The organism is Streptomyces sp. JH002 (assembly GCF_050916115.1).
Classification (GTDB): domain Bacteria; phylum Actinomycetota; class Actinomycetes; order Streptomycetales; family Streptomycetaceae; genus Streptomyces; species Streptomyces xiamenensis.
In genome coordinates, this window is sequence record NZ_CP087989.1 from 2,286,948 (window position 1) to 2,310,499 (window position 23,552).

The following is a 23,552-nucleotide window of genomic DNA, read 5'->3' on the forward strand; positions in this document are numbered from 1 at the left end:
TCTGCACGCCGCACGCCGCACGACGGACGGCACCAACGGGGGGCACATGCTGTCGGTGAGCATTCTTCTGGCCGAAGACGTCCACATGATCAGAGGAGCGCTGGCCGCGCTGCTCGAACTGGAGCCGGGACTCAAAGTGGTCGCCTCGGTCGAGCGCGGTGACGCCATTCTCGAAACAGCCCTCGACGTACGGCCCGATGTCGCCGTCATCGATGTCAATCTGCCCGGCAAGGACGGCCTCACCGCCGCGGGCGAACTGCACGAACGGCTCCCCACCTGCGGCACGCTCATCCTCACCAGTCTGAACCGGCCCGGCATCTTCCGGCGGGCCATGACCACCCGCGTCTCGGGTTTCCTGCTCAAGGACGCGCCCCCGGACCGGCTGGCGCAGGCGGTGCGCACCATCGCCGCCGGGCAGCGCGTCATCGACCCCCAACTGGCCGTGGCGGCCTGGAACTCACCGGTGTGCCCGCTCTCCCCCCGGGAGCTCCAGGTGCTGCGGCACGCCGCTCAGGGAGACGCCGCGTCCGAGATCGCGAGCACGCTGTACCTGTCGGCCGGCACCGTCCGCAACTACCTCACGGCCATCGTCTCCAAGCTCAACGCCCGCAACCGGATCGACGCCATCCGTATCGCCGAACACAGCGGCTGGCTGCCCTGACGCACCGGCCTCCCCGGGCAGCCGTGCGCGCCCCCACCCGCTCAGGACCGCACCGCGCTGTCCGGGCCGGGCGCCGGCACCGGTGGGGTCTCCTCCCCGTACGGCGTGAACGCGTCGGCCCACCAGGAGCGATGACCTTCGTACCAGGACACCACCCCGGCGAGCCCGTCCCCGAACGGCACCCGCGGCACATATCCCAGCTCCCGGCGCGCCTTGCCGTCATCCAGTGAGTACCGGCGGTCGTGGCCCTTGCGGTCGGTGACGAAACGCACCGCCTCCCACCCGGCGCCGCAGCGCTCCAGCAACTGGGCGGTCAGCTCCCGGTTGGTCAGCTCGACACCGCCGCCGAAGTGGTAGACCTCGCCCTCCCGCCCCTTCTCCAGAGCCAGTTGCACCCCACGGCAGTGGTCGGCCACGTGCACCCACTCGCGGACGTGATGGCCGTCCCCGTACAGCGGCACCCGCCCCCCGCCGAGCAGGGTGGCGACGAAGCGTGGGATCAGCTTCTCGACGTGCTGGTAGGGGCCGTAGTTGTTGGAACAGCGGGTGATCACCACCGGCAGCCCGTGCGAGCGGTGGTAGGAGCGGGCCAGCAGATCGGCCGCCGCCTTGGAGGCGGCGTACGGGGAGTTCGGCCGCAGCGGCTGGCTCTCGGTCCACGAGCCCGTGTCGATGCTGCCGTAGACCTCGTCGGTGGAGATCTGCACGATCCGCCCGATGCCCAGCCGCAGACAGCACTCCAGCAGCGTGTGGGTGCCCAGCACATTGGTGACGGTGAACGGGGTGGCGTCCCGCAGCGACCGGTCCACATGGCTCTCGGCGGCGAAATGGACGACCGCGTCGTGGCCGGGCAGCAGGTCGAGCAGCAGTCCGGCGTCGCAGATGTCGCCCCGCACGAACGTCAGCCGCTCGTGGTCCAGCGGCAGGTTCGCCGTGTTGCCGGCGTAGGTGAGTTTGTCGAGGACGGTGACCGCGGTGTCCTCGTGGCCCGGATAGGAACCGTCGAGGACACTGCGCACGTATTGCGAGCCGACGAATCCGGCTCCACCGGTGACGAGGATTCTCATGAACCGATCAGCGCTCCGATTTCTCCGGCCGTGCGGACAGCGATTGCGGGCTGAGTGTCGCGGCACACGGAAGATCTCCGGTGGAGCGGCGGTGGAACGGTGCACGGCACCAGCCGCTCTCGACCGGGGTGCGAGGAAGATGGGGAAAGCTGCCGCCGGTTGTGAAACCGGACCGCGATACCCACGGCCACGATGGAGATCCCGGCGTGAAGCAGAAATTCGATGACCTAGCCCTTTTCGGCGGCCCGGCGGAATTCTCGCAGCCACTGTCCGTGGGACGCCCGACGGTCGGTGACAGGAAGCGTTTCCTGGAGCGGCTGAACGGGGCGCTCGACCGGCAATGGCTGACCAACGGCGGCCCTTTGGTGCACGAGTTCGAGGACCGCGTGGCGGAGGTGGCCGGCACCCGCCACTGCGTGGCCACCAGCAACGCCACCATGGCACTGCATCTGCTGTACATGGCCACCGGGTTGTCCGGCGAGGTCATCATGCCGGCGATGACCTACGTGGCCACCGCCCACGCGGCCCGGGCGCTCGGGCTCACCCCGGTGTTCTGCGACGTGGACCCGGACACCGGCTGCATCGACCCGCGCCGGGCGGAGGAGGCCGTGACCGCGCGCACCTCCGGGATCGTCGGGGTGCATCTGTGGGGCAGGCCCAGTGCGATCGACGACCTGGGGAAGGTGGCGCAACGGCACGGCCTGCGCCTGCTGTTCGACGCGGCCCACGCCCTGGGCTGCTCGTACCGGGGCCGGCCCGTCGGCGGCTTCGGCGCCGCCGAGGTGTTCAGCTTCCACGCGACGAAAGTGGTCAACAGCTTCGAGGGAGGCGCCGTCGTCACCGACGACGGTGACCTCGCCGAACGGCTGCGGTCCCTGCGCTCCTTCGGCTTCGGACCCGACGGCATCAGCCGGCGGGTCGGCATCAACGCCAAGATGAGCGAGGCCGCCGCGGCGATGGGGCTCACCTCGCTGGAGGCGTTCGAGGAGACCCGGCGGCACAACCGCGTCAACCTCGACCACTACGCCGCCGGACTGGCCGGAGTGGACGGCGTCGAAGTCGTCACCTACGACGCCGCGCAGAACCCCAACTGCCAGTACGTGGTGATCCGCGTCGACGAGGCCGTCACCGGAATCCACCGCGATCTGCTGATGCGGGTGCTGAAGGAGGAGAACATCACCACCCAGCGCTACTTCTCCCCCGCGTGCCACCAGGTCGAGCCGTACCGCACGGAGCGCCCCGTCGTGCTCCCGCACACCGAACGGCTCGCGGAGCAGGTACTGGCCCTGCCGACCGGACCCACGGTCGCGACGGCGGACATCCAGCGGGTGTGCGAGGTCCTGCGGTGCGCGGTCGGTGCCGGACCGCAGGTGACCGAGCGGTTCCGAGGCTGTGAGGAGACGGCATGAAACGTGAGTCAAGGCTGTTGAGCGTGGGGCTGCTCGGCCCGCTCTCCCCGCGGCTGGGCCGCAAGCCGGTGCGCACCAGCGCCCCCAAGCAGCGGCAGGTGCTGGCGCTGCTCGCGCTGAACGCGGGCCGGGTGGTCACGGTGCCCACCCTCGTCGACGAGTTGTGGGGGGACCACCCGCCGCGCAGCTACGCCACCACCCTGCAGACCTACATCCTGCAACTGCGCAACGCGCTGGCCGCCGTGGACCGCGGCGACCTCGGCGCCCGCCAGTTGCTCAGCACCGGCCGCCACGGCTACCAGCTGGAGGCGGACACCTGCGAGACGGATGTCGAGGTGTTCCACCGCCGGGTACGCGCCGGCCGTGCGGCGGCCGAGGCGGGCGACCACGGCCGCGCCTCGGCCGAGCTGGACCGTGCGCTGGGTCTGTGGCGCGGCGCGGCCCTGGTGGACGTACGGCTGGGCCGGGTGCTGGAGATCGAGGCCTCCTCGCTGGAAGAACACCGGCTCAGGGCCCTGGAGTCGCGGATCGAGGCCGACCTGCGGCTGGGGCGGCACGCCGACCTGCTGGGTGAGCTGACGTTCGTGGCGGCCAAGCACCCGATGAACGAGACGCTGTGCGCGTACCTGATGACGGCCCTGTACCGCGCGGGCCATGTCGGGCGCTCGCTCCAGGCGTTCCACCGGCTGCGGGCGGCCCTCAACCGCGAGCTGGGCATCGAGCCCTGCCAGCGGCTCCAGCGGCTCCAGGCGGCCATCGTGTCGGGGACCGGGCACTGAGCCGCCCCTCGCGGACCTCGCGGGGACGGAACGGCACGGGCGGACCGCCGGGACCGGCGGGACCGGCGGGACGGAAGGAGCTGACGTGCACGGAATACGGACGGACGATCCGGTCGGGCGGGCGGTGGCGTGCGTCCGGGAGCGTTACGCCGACCCGCTGACGCTCGCGGACCTCGCGGACAGCGCGGGGCTCAGCCGCTTCCACTTCGCCCGGCTGTTCAAGGAGACCACCGGGATCACGCCCGGCCGGTTCCTGGCGGCGGTACGCCTGCACCGGGCCAAGCGGCTGTTGCTGAGCACCTCGCTGAACATCGCCGACGTCTCGGCCGCCGTCGGGTACGTGAGCCTGGGCTCATTCACCACGAGCTTCACGGTCGGGGTGGGGATCTCTCCCGGCCGGTTCCGGCGGCTGTCCCGGGCCGGGGGGCCGGCGCTGCCTGCGGTCCGGACGCCTACCGGAGCGGGACGCGGGGCGGTGGCCGGGACGGTCAGCCTGCCGGACGGGCACGGCAACGCCCGGGTGTACATCGGCGCGTTCGGCACCATGCTCGTCGAGAACCCCTCGCTCGCCGGGGTCCTGGTGGATGTGCCCGGCGGACGGCCGTCCTGTTACCACCTGCCGGACGTACCCGCGGGCACCTGGTACGTGCACGCGGTCGCGGTGGCCGACGGGGTGGGGCCCGATCCGCGTGCCCACCGGACGCCGCTGATCGGCGGACAGACCTCGGTGACCGTGACCGCGGGCAGCGTCACCAGCAGCGCGGTGCGGTTGCGCCGGGTGCGTCCCACCGACCCGCCGGTGCTGCTCGCGCTGCCCGACCTCGTCCCGCCACGGGCGCCCGCCGTGTCCATCGGCTGCCCCGCCCTGACCCCGCGCCCGGCGGCCTCTCCGCCCGGAGCCAGGTCACTGGCCGCCGTGGGAGCGCCGCGGCCGTCCTGAGCGGAGGGCGCCGCGCCCCGGGACGCACCCGGCGCTGCCCGCGGGAGGGCGGCCCCGCCCACCGTGCCGTGCGCCAGGCCGGGTTCGCGGTGGGCCGTGCGCCCCGTGGGGCTCCGGGCGTTCCCGCCGTCCGGTCGTGGCGGGCGCCGTGGTGTGGCCGCCGCCGGGCGGCGGGCTGATCCGCCGGCCCGGGCAGCGGCCACGGCCCCGGGATTACACGGCCTCCTGTGTGGCCTTCAGCCGTTCGGCGAAGGTGCTCCACTCGCGGCCGATGCTCTCGGCGATCGGGGCGATCACGCACTGCCAGTGTGCGGGGATGGAGCTGACGAACTCCCGCCAGCCGTCCGGGTCACTGGCGTGCAGCGCCATCCACTGAAGGAACTCCTTGCCGGCCTCGGTGTACCGGATGGTCGGGTCCTTGGCCATCTTGGCCGCCACCCCGGGCCAGGTGACCGGAGCGTCGATGTGGTTCCTGCGGCGCGGGGCGGCATCGGCGGCGGCCGTCAGCGCGTCGGCCCGCTCCGCCGGTTCCCGTGGGGTGGCGTACGGCACGGGCGGGCCGGCCGGGCCGGGGGCGGGTGCGGCCACGGGAGCGGGGGCCGGTGCCGGGGCGCGGTGGCCGTCCAGCTCGGGGCTGATGCCCCGGCGCAGCCGCGAACTCACATCGTGCACCGTGCCGAGGGAGACGTCGGTGTCCCGGGCCACCTGCCGCAGGGGGGCGTCGGGGTGGGCGCGGATGTACTCGGCGGCCCGCTGTCTGCCCTCGCCCGAGGCCACCGGCCGCCGTCTGCCGTCGCGGCCCAGGCGCTTGCCGCTGGCGGCCGCCGCCCCCGCGGAGCGGCCGCGCAGGGACGCTATGGTCTTGGCGCTCAGCCCGGTGATGCCGGCGATGGCCCGGTCGGACCAGTCGGCGTGTGCGGACAGCACGCGCTGGGCCCCCGAGACCCGGTCGGCCTTGGACAGCGGCAGCCCGTGCGAACTGTTCGCCTTCATGGCGAGAACGAGCGCTTCCGAATCCGTGCAGTCGAGAAAGCGCGCTTCGATGAAATGGTCGCCGCGCAATTTCGCGGCTTCCAGCCGGTGCAGTCCGTCGATGACGCGCCAGCCGTCCTCCTGGACGAGAATGGGCGGGAGTTTGGACGTTCCGGCGGCGTCGACGAGCAGACGTACATGTGTGGCGCTGGTACCCGCCTTGCGCAGGTATTGTTCGGGGGACACCTCGCTGACCGGGACGTCCCGTATCGGCAGTTGCTCGAAGTTTTTCAGGTCGAATCCGTCCTGGGTCACCGATGCGTCCGCGTCCGGCGTGACAGAGCCGAAGTCGCCCGCTATCAGAACGGTCCGCCCGTGGTCCAGAGCCATGCGGTGTGCTCCTTTCTTCTGCCGTGTCCCGAAGCGTGGCAGAAGGGTCTTTAGCCGGGGTCGAGGGCGGCTGACGCCTCGGTGGAGCGCGGACCCCGTGGCAGGCGGAGGCGGTGGGCGGCTCAGTTCCGCGCCGCGCTCACGGGGCCGGCGGCCCGAACCAGCGCTCCAGCGCGTCCTCCAGAGCGCCGCCGCCACCCGGCGCGGTCCAGGCCACATAGCCGTCCGGCCGGATCAGCACCGCCTGCGGCAGCCCGTCCGCCCCCGGCGTCCACTCGCCCGTGACGGTGTCCACCCGGTCCGCCCAGCCCGCCGCCACCGACACCAACCGCTCCCCGCCACCACCGGTCAGCACCAGCACACCGCGCGCCGCACGCAACAACTCCGCGACCCCGACCCCGGATCCGTCCCGACGCAGCACCGTACGGTCCGGCGGCATCCGCAACCCCAGCAGCGGATGATCACCCTCCCCCACCGCATACCGGATCCCCAGCCCACTCAGCATCCCGGCCAACTGCCCCGCCGCCCCCTCGTCCCGCACCATCCGCCGCAGCACCTCGCGGACCGGGTCCATCTCCTCACCGCTGAGCCGCAGTTCGATGGCGGCGCGGGCGTTGCGGGCCAACTGCCGTCCGATCGGGAGGCGTTCGCTCTGGTAGGTGTCGAGCAGCGCGTCCGGGGCCGTGCCCCGGACCACCGCCGCCAGCTTCCACCCCAGGTTCACCGCGTCCTGGACCCCCACGCTCAGCCCTTGCGCCATGGCCGGGGGCTGCACATGGGTGGCGTCCCCGGCGAGGAACACCCGGCCGCGCCGGTACGCGTCGGCCACCCGGGAGGCGTCGCTGAAGCAGCTGATCCAGCGGCACTCCCCGTCGTGGATCGACTCGCCGGTCAGCCGCTGCCAGGCATCGGCCAGTTCGCTGTAGCGCAGGGATTCCCGGTCGCGCGGCCTCATGCCCCGCTCGTGCACGACGACCCGGGTCACACCGTTCTCCAGGTCCATCGCCATGACCATGCTGCCGCCGGGCAGGTCCTCGCCGATGCGCCGGCGGCGGGTCGTGAGCCCGGTGACATCGGCGGTGTAGAAACCGCGGGTGGGTTCCGGGCCGGGGAAGCCGATGCCGGCCAGCGTGCGGACGGTGCTGCGGCCGCCGTCGCAGCCCACCAGGTATCCGGCGTGCTCCCGCCCCGGACCGCCGGGCCCCTCGAAGGAGACCACGACACCACCGGCCGTCTCCTCGAACCCGGTCACCGCGTACCCGCGCCGCACCGGCACTCCCAGACCGGTCACCCAGCCCTCCAGCATCCGCTCCGTGCGGTACTGGGGAATGCCACGGGCGCTGTAGTGGTCCTCCTCGAACATGTCCAGGTCGATGGGGACCCCGCCGAAGTGGCTGTCGGCGCGCTCGGTGGTGCCCAGCGGGCCGAGCAGTCCCCGCTGGTCGAAGCTCTCCGCCGTGCGGCGGGTGAAGCTTGCGCCGCGTGATTCGCGCGACGGTTCCGGCAGCCGCTCGTAGACGACGACATCGGCGCCGCCGAGGCGCAGTTCACCGGCGAGCATCAGCCCGACCGGGCCCGCACCGACAACGATCACATCCCGTGCCATGTCCGTCCTCCTCATCGCTCGCCGACCGTGCCGCGGGCGGGGCCGAACCAGCGCTCCAGCGCGTCCCGCAGACCACCGCCGCCACCCGGCGCGGTCCAAGCCACATAGCCGTCCGGCCGGATCAGCACCGCCTCCGGCATCCCGTCCGCCCCCGGCGTCCACTCACCCGTGACGGTGTCCACCCGGTCCGCCCAGCCCGCCGCCACCGACACCAACCGCTCCCCGCCACCACCGGTCAGCACCAGCACACCCCGCGCCGCACGCAACAACTCCGCGACCCTGGCCCGGGAACCATCCCGGCCGAGCACCGCACGCTCCGGCGGCATCCGCAACCCCAGCAGCGGATGATCACCCTCCCCCACCGCGTACCGGATCCCCAGCCCACTCACGATCCCGGCCAACTGCCCCGCCGTGTCCCGGTTTCCGGCCAGCTCGCCCAGCACATCGCGCAGCGGAGTCATGTCGGCGTCGCCGAGATAGACCGCGGACGCCGCGCGGGCGTCGCGCAGCAACCTCGCTCCGACCGGGTGACGTTCGGCGTGGTAGGTGTCGAGCAGCGCGTCCGGGGCCGTGCCCCGGACCACCGCCGCCAGCTTCCACCCCAGGTTCACCGCGTCCTGGAGGCCGGCGCTCAGCCCCCAGGCGGCCAGCGGCGGCAGATCGTGGGCGGCGTCGCCGGCCAGGAACACCCGGCCGCGCCGGTAGGTGTCGGCGAGTGCGGCGTCGTTGCCCCGGGCCCAGACCCAGTGCGGCCGCGCCGCGTGCACGGACTCGCCGGTCAGCCGCTGCCAGGCATCGGCGACCGTGGCAAAGGTGAGGGTGCGCGTGTCCGGCCGCGCCGGCAGGCGGCGGTCGTGGATGACGATGCGGCAGCGGCCCTCACCCAGCGGCGTGCACACCACCATCGCGCCGCCGGGGAGCCGCTCGCCGATGGGCCGCGGGCGCGGCATGGCCCCGGTGATCTCGGCGGTGTACATGCCCCGGGTGGATTGCGGTCCCCGGGCCGTGATGCCGGCCAGCGTGCGGACGGTGCTCTCGGCGCCGTCGCAGCCCACCAGGTATCCGGCGTGCTCCCGCCCCGGACCGTCGGGCCCCTCGAAGGCGACCACGACACCACCGGCCGTCTCCTCGAACCCGGTCACCGCGTACCCACGCCGCACCGGCACTCCCAGACCGGTCACCCAGCCCTCCAGCGCGGCCTCGGTCCTGGCCTGGGACAGGCCCAGGACTCCGCTGTGGTCCTCGTCCAGCATCCCGAGGTCGAACCGGACGCCGCCGAAGTGCCCCATCGGGCCCCAGCGGATCTCTCCCAGCCGGGACAGCAGCCCGCGCTGGTCCAGGGATTCGGCCGCCCGCCGGTTGAAGCCCAGCGCGCGGGACTCGCCGGTCGGGGCGGTCAGCCGGTCGTACACGGTGACCTCCGCCCCGCCCAGCCGGAGTTCGCCGGCCAGCATCAATCCGACCGGCCCGGCACCCACAATGATGACGCCAGACTTCATTTTCCGGCCCTTCGCGCGACGGCTGTGGAATCGGCGCCGACAAACTACACCGGCCCGTTGTTCGACTGCTGACATCTCACGGACGAACGCCGGGGACACACGTGCCGTGAACGGACGGCCTTGCGGACCGGCGCGGCTGACGGTTCATTTGATGACCCGGGTGACGCCGACCCCCGACGGCGAAAGACGACGGAAAGGGAATCCGACGTGACGGTGGAGCGGGTCGCGCTTATCACGGGCGCCAACAAAGGCATGGGATTCGAGACGGCGCGGCAACTGGGCGAGCGCGGCGTCGTCGTGCTGCTCGGCGCCCGGGACGAGGGCCGCGGCGAACAGGCCGCCGACACGCTGGCCCAGCGGGGCGTCACGGCGCTGCCACTGCACCTGGACGTCACGGATCCGGCCTCCGTGGCCGCCGCCGCGGCCGAGGTGGACCGGCGGCACGGCCGGCTGGACATTCTGGTGAACAACGCGGGCGTAGCCGGGGGCTTCTCCGGCCCGCCCAGCGAGGCCGCGGTCACCGATCTGTGGGAGGTGTACGAGACCAATGTCTTCGGCGTGCTCTCGGTGACCAATGCGATGCTGCCGCTGCTGCGCCGTTCACCGGCCGGGCGCATCGTCAACATGTCCAGTCATCTGGGTTCCCTGACCCTGAATTCTGATCCCGAACTACCCTTCGCGGGCATCAACATGGTCGCCTACCAGTCCTCGAAAACCGCGCTGAACGCCCTCACCGTCGCCTATGCGAAAGAGCTGCGCGGAACTCCGGTGAAAATCAACGCGGCCCTGCCCGGAATCGTGGCCACCGATCTCAACGGCCGTCAGGGACAGCGCACCGCGGCCGAGGGCGCCGCGATCGCGGTGGAACTCGCGCTGCTGGACGACACGGGCCCCTCCGGCGCCTGTCTGTCCGACCGGGGGCCCGTCCCCTGGTGACCATCCCGGCCCGCCCGGCACACGGCGCGGCCCACGACCCCTGTGGCGCCGGTCGCTCCGGCGCCGTACGGCACACACCGACCGTCCCGGCGGGGCACATTCCCCGCCGGGACATCAGACATGGAGGAACGCGGTGACGGTAGACGGGACGATCCTGGTGCTGGGCGGGACCGGCCGGCAGGGCGGGGCGGTGACCCGCGAGTTGCTGCGCCGCGGGCGCACCGTGCACGCCCTGGTGCGCGATCCGGCGGCGCCGGGGGCGCGGGCGCTCGCGGACCGGGGCGCGGTGCTGGTGCCGGGCGACCTGGACGACGAGGCGTCGCTGCGGGCGGCGATGGAGAAGGTCCACGGGGTGTTCAGCGTCCAGCCGTTCCGCACGCCCGGCGGGGTGGAGGCCGAGGAGCGGTGGGGCAGGACGGTGGGCGACATCGCAGTGGCCTCCGGGGTGGGCCACCTCGTGTACAGCTCGGTGGGTGGCGCCGAACGCGCCAGCGGCATCCCGCACTTCGAGAGCAAGTGGGTGGTCGAGCAGCACCTGCGGTCACTGGATCTGCCGCTGACCGTGCTGCGCCCGACCATGTTCTACGACGTGTTCGACGAGATCGGCCCGCGCCGCACGGACGAGGGCCTGGTGCTGGGCATGTGGCTGCGCCCGGAGGTGCCGGTCCAGATCATCTCCACCGAGGACATCGCCGCGTTCACCGCGGACGCGTTCGACGACCCGGCCGGGTGGGCCGGCCGGCAGCTGGAGATCGCCGGTGACGAGCTGACCGGGCCGCAGATGGCGGCAGCGTTCGAGCGCGTCTCGGGCATCCCCACCCGGTACCGGTACCTGCCGATCGAGAAGCTGCGCGCGGCACGGGAGGATCTGGCCGTCATGTTCGACTGGTTCGACCGCGAGGGGTACCGCGCCGATCTGCCCGCGCTGCGCAGGACCCGGCCGGACCTGGTGAATCTGGAGACCTGGCTGCGCACCCACTGGACGGCGCCCGCACCGCAGGGGTGACCCGCTGCGGCGCACCGCCGCACGGTACGGCCGAGGCCGCCCGGGAGCCGCGGGAGCGGCGCTCAGGCGGCCTCGGTCACGTTGGCGTCGCGGTCGACCAGGGCCGCGTAGTGGCCGCCCAGGGCGAGCAGTTCAGCGTGGGTGCCGCGCTCGACGATCTCACCGCCGTCGAGCACGATGATCTCGTCGGCGTCCCGGACGGTGGACAGCCGGTGCGCGATGGTGATAGTGGTGCGGCCCGCGCTCACCGCGTCGATGGCCTGCTGCACGGCCTGCTCGGTCTGCGTGTCCAGGGCGCTGGTGGCCTCGTCGAGGACCAGCACGGGCGGGTCGCGCAGCACCGCGCGGGCGATCGCCAGGCGCTGCTTCTCCCCGCCGGAGAATCGGTAGCCGCGCTCGCCGACCACCGTGTCGTACCCGTCGGGCAGCCCGGCCACGTGGTCGTGGATGTGCGCGATCCGCGCGGCTGCCTCCAGCTCCGCGTCGGTGGCGTCCGGTTTGGCGAACCGCAGGTTCTCGGCGACCGTCGTGTGGAACAGGTACGTCTCCTGGAAGACGATGCCGACCGCGGCGGCGAGCGTCTCGAAGGACATCTCCCGCACGTCGACACCGTCGATGGTGACGCTGCCGGCGTCCACGTCGTACAGCCGCGGGATCAGATAGCTGAGCGTGGTCTTGCCGGAGCCGGTCTCCCCGACGATCGCCAGGCTCTTGCCGGCCGGGACGGTCACCTCGATGCCGCGCAGCGTTGGTTCCGGCAGCCCGCGGTAGGAGAAGCGGGCGTCCCGGATCCGTACCTCGCCGCGCAGCCGGTCGGGTGCGCGGGGGTGTTCCGGCTCGGGGACCTCGACGGGCAGATCGAGGTACTCGAAGATGCGGCCGAACAGTTCGAGCGAGGTCTGGATCTCCACTCCCACCTCCAGCAGGGAGACCGCCGGCCGCAGCAGGTTCTGCTGGAGGGTGGTGAAGGCGACCAGGGTGCCGATGGAGATCGCCATGTTCTCGCCCCGGCCCGCCATTCCGGCCACCCAGTAGATCACCGCGGGCATGGAGGCCAGCACGATCCAGGTGGTCGACTGGGCCCAGCGGCCCGCCATGGTGGAGCGCAGTTCCAGGTCGGAGAGCTTGGCCGATTCGTGCGAGAACCCGTCGGCCAGGGACCGCGAGCGGCCCATGGTGTGGCCGAGCAGCACACCGCTGACCGACAGCGATTCGTGGACCATCGTGGAGATGGTGGCGTGCTGGCGCTGCCGGGCGCGGGTGATGCGCCGGCGCTGGGTGCCCACCCGGCGGCTCACCCAGATGAAGAACGGCACCATGATCAGCGACGCGATCGTCAGCCGCCAGTCCAGGACGGCCATGGCCGTGACCGTGGCGATCACGATGGTCACGTCGGAGACCAGTGAGGTGGCGCTGGTGGTGACGGTGGCCTGCATGTCACCGATGTCGTTGGCGATGCGCGACTGCACCTCGCCGGTGCGGGTCCTGGTGAAGAAGTCCAGCGACATCCGCTGGAGATGGCGGTACACGGCGCTGCGCAGGTCGTGCATCACCCGCTGGCCGAGCTTGGTGGAGACATAGCTCTGCCAGACGTTGAACGAGCTGTTGGCGATCGCCACCACCACCATGCCCGCGGCCAGCGCGCTCAGCAGGCCGGTGCGCTGTTCGGGCAGCGCCACATCCATGATCTCGCGGATCAGGAACGGGTTGACCAGCGAGACCAGCGCGGAGATGACCACGAGGGCCCCGACGAGCAGCAGGGCGGACCGGTGGGGCAGGAACAGCCCCAGGACCCGCCGCAGCGGCACCCGGGGGTTGGCGTCCTCCGCCGTGGCGGACTCCCCGGTGTCAGCGGCTCCCCCGGTGCTCCCGGCCTCCCCCGTCCGCGTGTCCTCGGTACTCAATAACGCCTCTCCCCCGCCGGGCGGCCGGCCGCGGTGCGGGCGCGGTGCCCGTACCTCACGCGGACTCCCAGCTGTAGAAGCGCTGCGCCATGGCGTCGGCCGGCGTCCGCCAGGTCGCCGGGTCGAAGGCGTCGATGTACGGCTTCAGGTCCTGGCTGACGCGGATGAACCGCGGGTCGGTCTTGGCCTCTTCGATGAGCGTCCCGCCGTTGTCGCCGTCGAAGTCCTGGAGATGGAAGTACAGGCCGTGGAAGGAGAACAGCTGACGCCGCCGGGTTCCCATCCGGTGCGGCATGTCGGTGCTGTCGAACGCGCTGAAGATCCGGGCCACATCGGCGGTGGACTCCGGGGCCATCCTGGCCACGATCAGATTGCTGTGCATGGGCGGCGATGCCTCCGTGTCGGGTGTCCGCGCCGTCCCGGCCCGCTATCGCAGGCGTTCGAGCAGCGCCGCCCACGCGGCGTGCTCCGCACTGGACAACGGTGCACCGGGCGGCGCTCCGGGGTGTTCGTCCGCTCCGCCCGGCGCGGTCGCCGGGTCGGGCGGGGATGTCGGGTCGGGGTCGGGGGCGGCGGCCGGGGTCGGGACGCAGGGCACGCCCGTCCACAGCTGTCCGCTCCACATGAATCCGTCGCCCAGGAAGGCCACGAAGGACCTCAGGGCGGCCTTCAACCGCGCGGCCACTAGCGGGTGTGGGTGAACCCGGTCAGCACCCGGCCGAGGATGTCCGTCTCCACCCGGTGCCAGGAGCCGGGCAGCTGCATCCCCCAGCCGTTGGGCAGGGCCTGTGCGGTGGCACGGGCCGCCGCGCTCAGCCAGTCGCTGGTGCCGTCGCTGCTGACCACCAGCGCGGGCGTGCGCACACCGGCCAGCCGCTCGACGGGGACCTTGAAGTCGCCGCAGATGGCGGTGTCGTAGGGGAGGGTGTGGGCGTTGGCCTCGTTGGTCGCCCACAGCGGGGTGCCGCGCCACTGCTCGATGGTCTCGGGGGCGAACCCGACCAGCTCGGCGAGGAAGTACTCGGCGGCCTCACCGCGCCGGTCACGCGCCAGCAGGTCCTTGAGCCGCTCCAGGAAGTCGGCCGGCGGCTGCGGGTACCCCTCGATGCGGAAGTACGGTTCGTGCAGGGCGAGTTTGGTGATGGGTGCGCCGGCGATGACCGCTTCCAGGGCCAGATTGGCGCCGGAGGACCCGGCGAACACCACCGCCTGCCCGCCGGCTTCCCCGATGACGGCGGTGAGGTCCTCGATCTCCCGCTCCACGGCGTACTCGGGGGAGTCGCCGCTCTGCCCGCGGCCCCGGCGGTCATAGACGTACGTGGTGCAGTGCGGCGCCAGTTCGGGCACCAGCGAGTCGAAGATGGTGTGATCGCGGAATCCGCCGTTCAGCAGCACGATCGGCGGGCCCTCACCCGCCTTCTCGTAGGCGATCGTCGTGCCGTCCCGCGAAACGACCTTGCGCATTCCGCACTCCTCACCGCGACTGGACGTGTGCTCCCGCCGCCAATGTCGGGCAGCGCGGTTGACCGCCGGTCGAGCCTCGGTCAAGGCACCGCGGCGGGGCGGCCTGTCGGTGACCCGCGTCGACGCGCGGTGGGCCGTTCCTCGACGGGTCCTTCGGCGCGCCTCACCGGACGGGCGCGCGAGATCCCGCGCGCCCAGCACGCCGGGCCACACCGGGCCAGGGCCGTCATCACCGCCCGTGTCGTCAGGATCCCCCGCGCCCGGTGCGGAACGGACAGGCCGAGGTGACGCCCCGCGCATACCATGTCACGCATGAGCATCAATCTCTCGCAGTGCTTCATCGCCGTGGACGACCACGACAAGGCCCTCGCGTTCTACCGTGACGTGCTGGGGCTGGAGGTCCGCAACGACGTCGGTTTCGAGGGCATGCGGTGGGTGACCGTCGGTTCCCCGGACCAGCCGGACGTGGACATCGTGCTGGAGCCGCCGCTGGCGGACCCCAACGCCTCGCCCGCCGACAAGGAGGCGATGGCCCAGCTGCTGGCCAAGGGCCAGCTGCGCGGCGTCATCTTCTCCACGGACGACTGCGACGCCACCTTCGAGCGCATCCGCGCCGCGGGCGGCGAGGTGCTCCAGGAGCCGGTCGATCAGCCGTACGGGGTGCGCGACTGCGCCTTCCGCGACCCGTCCGGGAACATGCTGCGTTTCAACCAGCCCCGTACGTCCTGACCTCAGGCGCGGGGCCGGATCCGGTCGCCGCGGGACCGGTCAGGATCGGAGAAGCGCCCGGCGCCGTCCGCCGCCTAGCGTGGTCGCATGGACATCGCCATTCACGCGAGCTTCCTCCCCCACAGCGACCCGGATGCCTCGCTCGCCTTCTACCGCGACATTCTCGGCTTCGAGGTCCGCAACGACACGGGGTACGACGGGCTGCGCTGGATCACGGTCGGCCCGGTGGGCCAGCCCGGCACGTCCATCGTCCTGGAGCCGCCGGCCGTCGATCCGGGGATCACTCCGGCGGAACGGCGCACCATCGCCGAGATGATGGCCAAGGGCACCTACGCCGGTGTCCTGCTGGCCACCTCGGACCTCGACGGCCTCTTCGGCCGGCTGAAGGACCGGGGCGCCGAGATCGTCCAGGAACCCACCGAGCAGTCGTACGGCGGACGTGACTGCGCCGTCCGCGACCCCGCGGGCAACTACGTCCGCATCAAAGAGATCCGGTAGTTCCTTTCGAGCGGCAACTGAGTCGGCGTCAGGCCCAGGTGTACGTTCACGCACAACCCCACACCCGTGCCTTTGGAGGCAGAAGATGACCCTCTCACTCGATGTCATGAGTCTCGGCGTTCCCGAGGTGAAGGACGCGCGGGAGTTCTACACCGCGACCTTCGCACCCACCGCCGAGGACAACGGCGGGCATGTGAACCTCGACCTGCACGGCACCGGGCAGCTCGCCCTGTACGGCAACGAGGCGCTGGCCGCCGGCGCGAAGAAGGACACCCCGGCCCCGGGCGCCGGGTTCCGCGGCTATGTCATGACCTTCATCGTCAAGCAGCCCACCGAGGTCAAGAACGTGGTGGACGCCGCGGTCCAGGGCGGCGCGACGGTGCTGAAGCCGGCGAAGAAGTCGCTGTTCGGGGCGTTCTCCGCGGTGTACCGGGCGCCCGACGGCTCGATCTGGAAGGTGGCGGCGCCGCACAAGAAGGACAAGGGCCCGGTGGCGGAGCCGGCCGTGCCGACCGAGACGGCGGCCCTGCTGGGCGTCGCCGACATGAAGGCCGCCAAGTCCTTCTACGAGGCGCTGGGCATGAAGGTCGACAAGGACTACAAGCACTACGCCGACTTCCACCCGGACTCCGGCACCTGCCGGCTGGGCCTGATGCCGCGCGGCACCCTGGCCAAGGACGCGGGCGTCGAGGACGGCGGCGCCACCGGCTTCGCGGCGGCGGTGCTGCACCGCCGCGCCGGATCGCGTGAGGAGGTCGACGCGACGCTGACGGCCGCCGCCTCCGCCGGGGGCGGGATCGCCGTCGAGGCCGGCGAGTCCGAGGACGGCTACAGCGGCCACTTCACCGACCCCGACGGCTTCCTGTGGAAGGTGACCGCCGCGTAGGGTCCGAGCCCCCGGGGCCGGGCGGCCCACCCCGGCCGGGGTGCACCCGGCCCCGGGCGCACCGGGGCGCCGCCGCGACGGGAGCGGCGTGGGCGACCGCACCGATGGATGGAGAGACGATGACGAAGGCCACGAGGACCGACGCGCCGCACACCGCCGACCGGCACGATGTGATCCGGGTGCGGGGCGCGCGCGAGAACAACCTCCGGGACGTCAGCATCGACCTCCCCAAGCGCCGGTTGACGGTGTTCACCGGGGTCTCCGGCTCCGGCAAGAGTTCGCTGGTGTTCGCGACGATCGCCGCCGAGTCGCAGCGGATGATCAACGAGACCTACAGCGCCTTCGTGCAGGGCTTCATGCCCACCATGGCGCGACCGGACGTCGATGTCCTCAGCGGGCTGACCAGCGCGATCATCGTCGATCAGGAGCGTCTGGGGGCCAATCCGCGCTCCACCGTCGGCACCGTCACCGACGCCAGCGCGCTGCTGCGCATCCTGTTCAGCCGGCTCGGGACGCCCCATCTGGGCTCCCCGCAGTCGTTCTCCTTCAACGTCCCCTCGGTGAAGGCCGCCGGGGCCGTCACCGTCGAACGCGGTGACAGGAAGACGGTGAAGGCGACGTACACGCTCACCGGCGGTATGTGCCCGCAGTGCGAGGGGCGGGGCACGGCGTCCGCGATCGACCTCACCCAGCTCTACGACGCGGACAAGTCGCTGAACGGGGGCGCGATCACCGTCCCCGGCTACAAGGCGGGCGGCTGGTCGGTGCGGTACTTCGGCGAGTCGGGATTCCTGGACCCGGACAAGCCGATCCGCGACTACTCCGAGCAGGAGCTGCACGACTTCCTCCACCGGGAGCCGGCCAAGGTGAAGATCGGGGGTACGAACATGACCTACGAGGGTCTGGTGCTCCAGGTGAAGCGGTCGTTCCTGGCGAAGGACAAGGAGGCGATGCAGCCGCACATCCGGGCGTTCGTGGACCGGGCGGTCACCTTCACCGCCTGTCCCGGGTGCGGGGGCACCCGGCTCAGCGAGGCGGCCCGCTCCTCGAAGATCCGGGGCAAGAACATCGCCGACCTGTGCGCGATGCAGATCAGCGATCTCGCCCGGTGGGTGCGGGAGCTGGACGAGCCCTCGGTGGGGCCGCTGCTGTCCTCCCTCCAGCACCTGCTGGACAAGTTCACGGAGATCGGCCTGGGTTACCTCTCGCTGGACCGGTCATCGGGGACGCTGTCCGGCGGTGAGGCGCAGCGCACCAAGATGATCCGTCATCTCGGCTCCTCGCTCACCGACGTCACCTATGTCTTCGACGAACCCACCACCGGGCTGCACCCGCACGACATCCAGCGGATGAACGAACTGCTGCTCCAGCTGCGCGACAAGGGCAACACCGTGCTGGTGGTGGAGCACAAGCCGGAGGCGATCGCGATCGCCGACCACGTCGTGGACCTCGGCCCCGGCGCGGGCGCCGACGGCGGGACCGTCTGTTTCGAGGGCACCGCCGACGCGCTGCGCGCCGGCGACACCCTCACCGGCCGGCATCTGGACGACAAGGCCGCGCTCAAGGACACGGTGCGCGAACCGTCCGGGGCGCTGGAGATCCGGGGGGCGAACGCGCACAACCTCAAAGATGTCGATGTCGACATTCCGCTGGGCGTGCTCACGGTCGTCACCGGGGTGGCCGGCTCCGGGAAGAGCTCGCTCATCCACGGCTCGCTGGTCCAGAGGCCGGGCGCGGCCGGTGCGGGGGTGGTGGCGGTGGACCAGAGCCCGATCCGCGGCTCGCGGCGCTCCAACCCGGCCACGTACACCGGGCTGCTCGAACCGGTCCGCAAGGCGTTCGCCAAGGCCAACGGCGTCAAGCCCGCCCTGTTCAGCGCCAACTCGGAGGGCGCCTGCCCGAACTGCAACGGCGCCGGCGTCATCTACACCGACCTCGGCATGATGGACGGCGTCTCCACCACCTGCGAGGAGTGCGAGGGCAAGCGCTACCAGGCGGCGGTGCTCGAGTACCACCTGGGCGGCCGGGACATCAGCCAGGTACTGGCCATGCCGGTGGCCGAGGCGCGGACGTTCTTCGGGGAGGGCGAGGCCCGGATCCCCGCGGTCCGCACCGTCCTGGACCGGCTGGTCGATGTCGGCCTCGGCTATCTGAGTCTGGGCCAGCCGCTCACCACGCTGTCCGGCGGCGAACGGCAGCGGCTCAAGCTCGCCACCCACATGGGCGACAAGGGCGGCGTCTACGTCCTGGACGAGCCCACCACCGGCCTGCACCTCGCCGATGTGGAGCAACTGCTGGGGCTGCTCGACCGGCTGGTCGACGCCGGCAAGAGCGTCGTCGTCATCGCCCACCACCAGGCGGTGATGGCGCACGCCGACTGGATCATCGACCTCGGCCCGGGCGCCGGACACGACGGCGGGCGGATCGTCTTCCAGGGCACCCCCGCGCAGTTGGTCGCCGAACGCTCCACCCTCACCGGCGAGCACCTGGCCGCGTACGTCGGCGCCTGACGGCGCCCCCACCAGCCCCGCCGGCCCCGTTCGACTGTCTCCCCCCGTGCGGTTGAACCGGGGCCGGCGGCCTTCCCGCCGCCGGCTCCCCCTGCCGGCGCGAACGGCGAGGATGGCGAACGGACGGCGTGGTCAGGGACGATGCGAAGCGCTGCGACATCGGCCCGCCGTCTCACGGGAAGCGAATGCCTCGCCATGAAATTTCTGTTCACCGCCGGTGGAAGCCACTCGACCGTCTTCTCCATGGCCCCGCTCGCCACGGCCGCGCGCACCGCGGGACACGACGTCCTGCTCACCGTCGACGAGCCGGTGCTGGAGGCCGCCGAGGCCATCGGTGTCCCCGCGGTCCCCGTCCCCCATCCCGGGGAGGCCGCGGCCCGGCTGGACGCGCTGCTGGACCTCTCCCGGGACTGGACGCCCGATGTGGTGGTCGGCGGCCTGTCCTACGTTCCCGGGCTGCTCGCCACGTATCTGGGCGTTCCCTACGTACGCCAGTACTGGGACATCGTGCCGCTGCGCCCGGAGCCCGCGCTCCCCGTGCTGCTGGAGCGCGTGGGCCTGGACGCGCCGCCGGAGCACGCCCTGTTCATCGATGTGTGCCCGCCGGCCCTGCGGCCCTCGCCCACCCCGGGCGCCCGGCCCATGCGCTGGGTTCCCCGCAACCGCCAGCTCCGCCTCGAACCGTGGATGTACACCCGGCCCAAGGGGCGCCCCCGGGTGCTGATCACCGCCGGGACCCGCGCCGCCAAGCTGCGCAACACCGGCGACTCCACGCGGCGGCTGGTGGACGGGCTGCGGCTGACCGGGGCCGAGGTGCTGGTCGCGGCGCCCCCCGGGGCGGCCGAGCAGTTCGGCACGGAACTCGGCGATGTCCGCGTCGGCTGGCTGCCGCTGGACGTGGTGGCCCCCACCTGCGATCTGATGGTGCACCACGGCGGCGCGGCCACCGCCATGACCGGGGCCGCAGCGGGGACGCCGCAGCTCATCACCCCCGAGAACAACTACGCGAAGGAGATCGCCCGCGCGTTCACCGGTTTCGGCGGCGCCCGCACGGTGGTGCCGGAGGACCGGCCGCGAGAGGACCCGGGCGAGGTCATCGCCGAGAGCTGCCGGGAGATCCTCGCCGATCCGGCCTACGCGGAGCGGGCCGCGGCCCTGCGTCAGGAGATGGCCGCGCTGCCCACGCCGTACGAGGTGGTCGCCGAGCTGGAGGGCCTGGCCGCCGGATGAACCCGGGGAGCCCCGCCGGCCCGGTGGTGCCGGGCCGGCGGGGCCGCGCGCCGCGCGCGGTCAGGCGGTGACCCGTACCGCGTTCGAACGCACCCGGTCGACCAGCTCGGCCTGGTGGGTGATGGCGCGAGCCTGGGGTTCGTAGTCCGCGCCCGTGAGGATGGAGCGGGCGAAGAACTCGGTGATGTTCTTGAACTGGTGGTCGGCCGGCAGGGTCAGTTCCTCCGCGTGGTCCTGCGACTCGATGCGGATCAGCGGCTGCCGGGCCGGTGGCGGGGTGAACGCCCGGTCCAGGGTGAGCCGGCCGCGGTCGCCCCACAGTCCGTACCAGGACCGGTAGGAGTGCTCGAAGCCGAAGGAGAGCTCGGCGGTGACCCCCGCCGGGGTGGCCAGCAGGATGTGCCCCGCCACATCGACACCCCGGTCCGGGTGCAGCCGCAGCACCGAGCCGATGACGTCCAGTTCTGGGCCCAGGAAGTAGGAGGCGGCCCGGATCGGGTAGACGCCCACGTCCAGCAGGGCGCCGCCGCCCAGTCCGGGGTCGTAGCGCACATCGGCCGGGGCCAGCGGGGGGATGCCGAAGCTGGCGGAGAACACCCGGGGGGCGCCGATCCGGCCCTCGGCGACCAGCCCGCGCACCGCCTCGTGCTGGCTGTGGTGGAGGAACATGTAGTTCTCCATCAGCCACAGCCCGGCCTTCTGGGCCTGGTCCACGAGGTCGAGCGCGGTGGAGCGGTCCCAGGTGAGGGGCTTCTCCGACAGGACGTGCTTGCCGGCCTCCAGCGCGCGGCTGACCCAGTACGCGTGCAGGCCGGTGGGCAGTGGCACGTACACCGCGTCGATGTCCTCGCGCGCCAGCAGGTCCTCGTATCCGGCGGCGGCCGCGCAGCCGAAGTGCTCGGCGAAGACGCGGGCCTTGGCCGGGTCGCGGCTGGCGACCGCCCTCAGTTCGATGCCCTTGGCCTCCTGCATCGCCGGCAGGACCCGGCGGAACGCGATGCTCGCGCACCCCAGGACTCCCATGCGGACCACGTGCATGCGGTACTTCCTTTCACCAGAGACTGTGCAGACAGGCGACGAGAGTGCGTGCCTGCACGCTCAGGTAGTGGCTGTGCCGCAGCAGCCCGCTCAGCTGCCCCAGGGTCACCCAGCGGTAGTCCTGCGGGCAGTGCGCCGGGAAGTCCTCGTCCACCTCGACCACCAGATAACGGTTCTGGGCGTCGAGGAAGCGTCCGCCCTCCTCCGAGAGCAGCGCGTCGAAGCGGATGCGGGAGGGGTCGGCGCCCAGGACGTCGTCGAGGTAGCGGGGCTGCGGGAGGCCGGTGTAGTTCTCCCGCAGGAGCTGGACGGTGGGGCCGAGTTCGACGGTGTCGACGAATCCGGGCTCGACGCGGGCGTGCGTGAGCACATGCGCCACCCCGTCGATCCGCTTGGCGAGGAACGCGATGACACCGCGGCCCACCGGTTCCAGCAGCGGCTGCCGCCAGGAGGGCACCTCCCGCGAACTCGCCTCGACCCGGACCCCGATCACCCGGAAGTGCTTGCCCTCCTCGTGGGCGATCTCGTGCGGGGTGCGCCGCCAGCCGCTGATGCCGGCGGCCGGGATCAGCCGGGCCGTCATCTCGTGCCGGGTCCGTTCGCCGGTGAACCAGCTCAGGAGTTCGGTCAGGTCGTGCGCGGATCCGGCCCGCGGGTCCAGGGAACGGGCCAGCGCCGCGCGGAACTCCGGCGGGGCGTGGCGCGAACCGCTGTCTCCGCCCGGTGCGGCGAAGGGCATGCAGGACAGCACCGTGCGCGCGTCCATGTTCACGATGTTGTCGGCGTGCAGCAGGTCGAGCACATCACGCAGCGCGAGCCACCGGAAGTCGTCGTGCACCGGGATGTCCCCGGTGACCTCCACGACCATGTTGCGGTTGCGCTTGCGGTAGAACCAGGAGCCCTGTTCGGACTGGAGGACATCGACCAGCACCCGGCCGCGCTCCTCGCCGACGAAGTGCTCGAGATAGCGGGTCCGGCCGCCCCGGTGCACCCGGGTGTAGTTGCTGCGGGTCGCCTGGACGGTGGGCGACAGCTGGAGGGTGTTGATGTTGCCGGGCTCCATCTTGGCCTGCATCAGGCAGTGCGGGACCCCGTCGAACTCCTTGACCAGGATGCCCAGGATGCCGATCTCCGGCTGATGGATGATGGGCTGGTCCCACTCCCGCACCGGCCCGTGGTCGCTGCGCACCCGCAGGCCCTCGATGGTGAAGAACTTCCCGCTGGTGTGCCCGAGGTTGCCGGTCGCCGGGTCGAACCGCCAGTCGACGAGCTGCCCGAAGGGGATCGGTGTGACATCGAAGCGGTGCGAGCGGGACCGCTGCCGCCACCACGGCCAGAACCGGCTGTCGGCCGCAGCCGGGGCGAGCGCCGAGGCGGTGAACGACCGGCCGGCCCGCTCGTACACCGCCGTTGCGGAGGTCATGCGAGATTCCTTTCGAGGGCCAGGCACTCCTCGTAGCGGGGCAGCAGCCCCGCCTCGGCCGCCTCGGCCAGGGTGGGGGCGGCGGCGTCCCGTTCGGACAGGATGGGCTCGATGTCCCGCGGGATGGGCAGTCCCAGTTCCGTGTCCAGCACCGACAGGCCCAGCTCGTACTCGGCGACGTACGGGGCGGCCAGCATGTAGGACATGACGGTGTCGTCCGCCAGCGCGATGAACGCGTGGCCGACCCCGACGGGGAAGTACACGGCACGGAACTCGCGCGGGTTGACCCGGACGGCGTCCCAGCGGCCGAAGGTGGGCGAGCCCACCCGGATGTCGACGACGATGTCGATCGCCTCACCCGCCGCGCAGTACACGTACTTCGCGGTGCCGGGCGGGGTCAGGGTGTAGTGGACGCCGCGCACCACGCCGCGCCGCGACCTGCTGTGATTGGTCTGCGCCACCCGGAACAGCGGCGCCCCGTGCGCCTGGGTGAACGCCTCCTGCTGGTACGGGGACACGAACAGTCCGCGCTGGTCGGGGAACACCTGCGGGGTGAACACCAGCGCACCCTCGACCGCGAGCTCTTCCGCCTTCACCTGATCTCC

Annotated in this window: 22 protein-coding genes; 11 read left to right on the forward strand and 11 right to left on the reverse strand. The window is 72.0% G+C overall.

The window, feature by feature from the left end; genetic code table 11:
• Positions 1–46: 46 nt before the first annotated feature.
• Positions 47–661 (forward strand): response regulator transcription factor, encoded by a 615-nt coding sequence (locus H7827_RS09990; RefSeq protein WP_030728421.1) that lies wholly within the window; start codon positions 47–49, stop codon positions 659–661.
• Positions 662–702: 41 nt separating this feature from the next.
• Here H7827_RS09990 and rfbB read toward each other — a convergent pair whose 3' ends face one another.
• Positions 703–1,728 (reverse strand): dTDP-glucose 4,6-dehydratase, encoded by a 1,026-nt coding sequence (gene rfbB / locus H7827_RS09995; protein ID WP_432744259.1) that lies wholly within the window; start codon positions 1,726–1,728, stop codon positions 703–705.
• Positions 1,729–2,000: 272 nt separating this feature from the next.
• On the opposite strand from rfbB, the gene H7827_RS10000 reads away from it, so the two are divergent.
• The 3 genes from H7827_RS10000 (at position 2,001) to H7827_RS10010 (ending at position 4,856) form a co-directional block, all read left to right on the forward strand.
• Positions 2,001–3,137, forward strand: coding sequence for a DegT/DnrJ/EryC1/StrS family aminotransferase (locus H7827_RS10000; protein WP_432744261.1), 1,137 nt, complete (start codon positions 2,001–2,003; stop codon positions 3,135–3,137).
• Complete coding sequence (locus H7827_RS10005) at positions 3,134–3,916, forward strand: AfsR/SARP family transcriptional regulator (protein WP_432744263.1); 783 nt, start codon at positions 3,134–3,136, stop codon at positions 3,914–3,916. The genes H7827_RS10000 and H7827_RS10005 overlap by 4 nt, the downstream gene beginning before the upstream one ends.
• A gap of 85 nt (positions 3,917–4,001) precedes the next feature.
• Positions 4,002–4,856, forward strand: a complete 855-nt coding sequence (locus H7827_RS10010; protein ID WP_432744265.1) for a helix-turn-helix domain-containing protein — start codon at positions 4,002–4,004, stop codon at positions 4,854–4,856.
• Between the two features lie 213 nt (positions 4,857–5,069).
• Here H7827_RS10010 and H7827_RS10015 read toward each other — a convergent pair whose 3' ends face one another.
• The 3 genes from H7827_RS10015 to H7827_RS10025 form a co-directional block, all read right to left on the reverse strand.
• Positions 5,070–6,218, reverse strand: a complete 1,149-nt coding sequence (locus H7827_RS10015; protein ID WP_432744267.1) for a ParB N-terminal domain-containing protein — start codon at positions 6,216–6,218, stop codon at positions 5,070–5,072.
• A 139-nt stretch (positions 6,219–6,357) separates the two neighbouring features.
• On the reverse strand, positions 6,358–7,824 hold the full coding sequence (locus H7827_RS10020) for an FAD-dependent monooxygenase (protein ID WP_432744269.1): 1,467 nt from the start codon (positions 7,822–7,824) through the stop codon (positions 6,358–6,360).
• A gap of 11 nt (positions 7,825–7,835) precedes the next feature.
• On the reverse strand, positions 7,836–9,323 hold the full coding sequence (locus tag H7827_RS10025; RefSeq protein ID WP_432744271.1) for an FAD-dependent monooxygenase: 1,488 nt from the start codon (positions 9,321–9,323) through the stop codon (positions 7,836–7,838).
• Positions 9,324–9,530: 207 nt separating this feature from the next.
• On the opposite strand from H7827_RS10025, the gene H7827_RS10030 reads away from it, so the two are divergent.
• Complete coding sequence (locus H7827_RS10030) at positions 9,531–10,259, forward strand: SDR family oxidoreductase (protein WP_432744273.1); 729 nt, start codon at positions 9,531–9,533, stop codon at positions 10,257–10,259.
• 133 nt (positions 10,260–10,392) lie between these two features.
• On the forward strand, positions 10,393–11,265 hold the full coding sequence (locus H7827_RS10035) for an NmrA/HSCARG family protein (RefSeq protein WP_432744275.1): 873 nt from the start codon (positions 10,393–10,395) through the stop codon (positions 11,263–11,265).
• Between the two features lie 62 nt (positions 11,266–11,327).
• On the opposite strand, the gene H7827_RS10040 is transcribed toward H7827_RS10035, so the two are convergent.
• The 4 genes from H7827_RS10040 to H7827_RS10055 all read right to left on the reverse strand — a co-directional run bounded on the left by H7827_RS10040 (position 11,328) and on the right by H7827_RS10055 (position 14,633).
• Positions 11,328–13,073, reverse strand: coding sequence for an ABC transporter ATP-binding protein (locus H7827_RS10040; RefSeq protein ID WP_386540698.1), 1,746 nt, complete (start codon positions 13,071–13,073; stop codon positions 11,328–11,330).
• Between the two features lie 151 nt (positions 13,074–13,224).
• Complete coding sequence (locus H7827_RS10045; RefSeq protein WP_030728449.1) at positions 13,225–13,551, reverse strand: TcmI family type II polyketide cyclase; 327 nt, start codon at positions 13,549–13,551, stop codon at positions 13,225–13,227.
• A 45-nt stretch (positions 13,552–13,596) separates the two neighbouring features.
• Positions 13,597–13,854, reverse strand: a complete 258-nt coding sequence (locus tag H7827_RS10050) for a hypothetical protein (RefSeq protein ID WP_030728452.1) — start codon at positions 13,852–13,854, stop codon at positions 13,597–13,599.
• A complete protein-coding gene (locus H7827_RS10055; RefSeq protein ID WP_386540692.1) occupies positions 13,854–14,633 on the reverse strand; it encodes an alpha/beta fold hydrolase in 780 nt (259 codons plus the stop codon). The genes H7827_RS10050 and H7827_RS10055 overlap by 1 nt, the downstream gene beginning before the upstream one ends.
• 312 nt (positions 14,634–14,945) lie before the next feature.
• Here H7827_RS10055 and H7827_RS10060 point away from each other — a divergent pair, with 312 nt between their 5' ends.
• The 5 genes from H7827_RS10060 to H7827_RS10080 all read left to right on the forward strand — a co-directional run bounded on the left by H7827_RS10060 (position 14,946) and on the right by H7827_RS10080 (position 20,486).
• On the forward strand, positions 14,946–15,362 hold the full coding sequence (locus H7827_RS10060; RefSeq protein ID WP_386540690.1) for a VOC family protein: 417 nt from the start codon (positions 14,946–14,948) through the stop codon (positions 15,360–15,362).
• An 87-nt stretch (positions 15,363–15,449) separates the two neighbouring features.
• Positions 15,450–15,860 (forward strand): VOC family protein, encoded by a 411-nt coding sequence (locus H7827_RS10065; protein ID WP_432744278.1) that lies wholly within the window; start codon positions 15,450–15,452, stop codon positions 15,858–15,860.
• Between the two features lie 85 nt (positions 15,861–15,945).
• Positions 15,946–16,746, forward strand: a complete 801-nt coding sequence (locus H7827_RS10070) for a VOC family protein (RefSeq protein WP_432744280.1) — start codon at positions 15,946–15,948, stop codon at positions 16,744–16,746.
• Between the two features lie 119 nt (positions 16,747–16,865).
• Positions 16,866–19,256, forward strand: a complete 2,391-nt coding sequence (locus H7827_RS10075; protein ID WP_432744282.1) for an ATP-binding cassette domain-containing protein — start codon at positions 16,866–16,868, stop codon at positions 19,254–19,256.
• A 195-nt stretch (positions 19,257–19,451) separates the two neighbouring features.
• Positions 19,452–20,486: a nucleotide disphospho-sugar-binding domain-containing protein gene (locus tag H7827_RS10080; RefSeq protein WP_432744284.1), complete on the forward strand. Its 1,035-nt coding sequence runs from the start codon at positions 19,452–19,454 to the stop codon at positions 20,484–20,486.
• Positions 20,487–20,546: 60 nt separating this feature from the next.
• On the opposite strand, the gene H7827_RS10085 is transcribed toward H7827_RS10080, so the two are convergent.
• From H7827_RS10085 to H7827_RS10095, 3 genes are read right to left on the reverse strand one after another with little or no spacing between them, the layout of a single operon-like run.
• The gene (locus H7827_RS10085) at positions 20,547–21,524 is read right to left on the reverse strand and encodes a Gfo/Idh/MocA family protein (RefSeq protein WP_432744286.1); all 978 of its coding nucleotides are present in this window, start codon (positions 21,522–21,524) and stop codon (positions 20,547–20,549) included.
• Positions 21,525–21,537: 13 nt separating this feature from the next.
• The gene (locus tag H7827_RS10090) at positions 21,538–22,947 is read right to left on the reverse strand and encodes an NDP-hexose 2,3-dehydratase family protein (protein WP_432744288.1); all 1,410 of its coding nucleotides are present in this window, start codon (positions 22,945–22,947) and stop codon (positions 21,538–21,540) included.
• Positions 22,944–23,543 (reverse strand): dTDP-4-dehydrorhamnose 3,5-epimerase family protein, encoded by a 600-nt coding sequence (locus tag H7827_RS10095; RefSeq protein ID WP_432744290.1) that lies wholly within the window; start codon positions 23,541–23,543, stop codon positions 22,944–22,946. The genes H7827_RS10090 and H7827_RS10095 overlap by 4 nt, the downstream gene beginning before the upstream one ends.
• Positions 23,544–23,552: the final 9 nt, after the last annotated feature.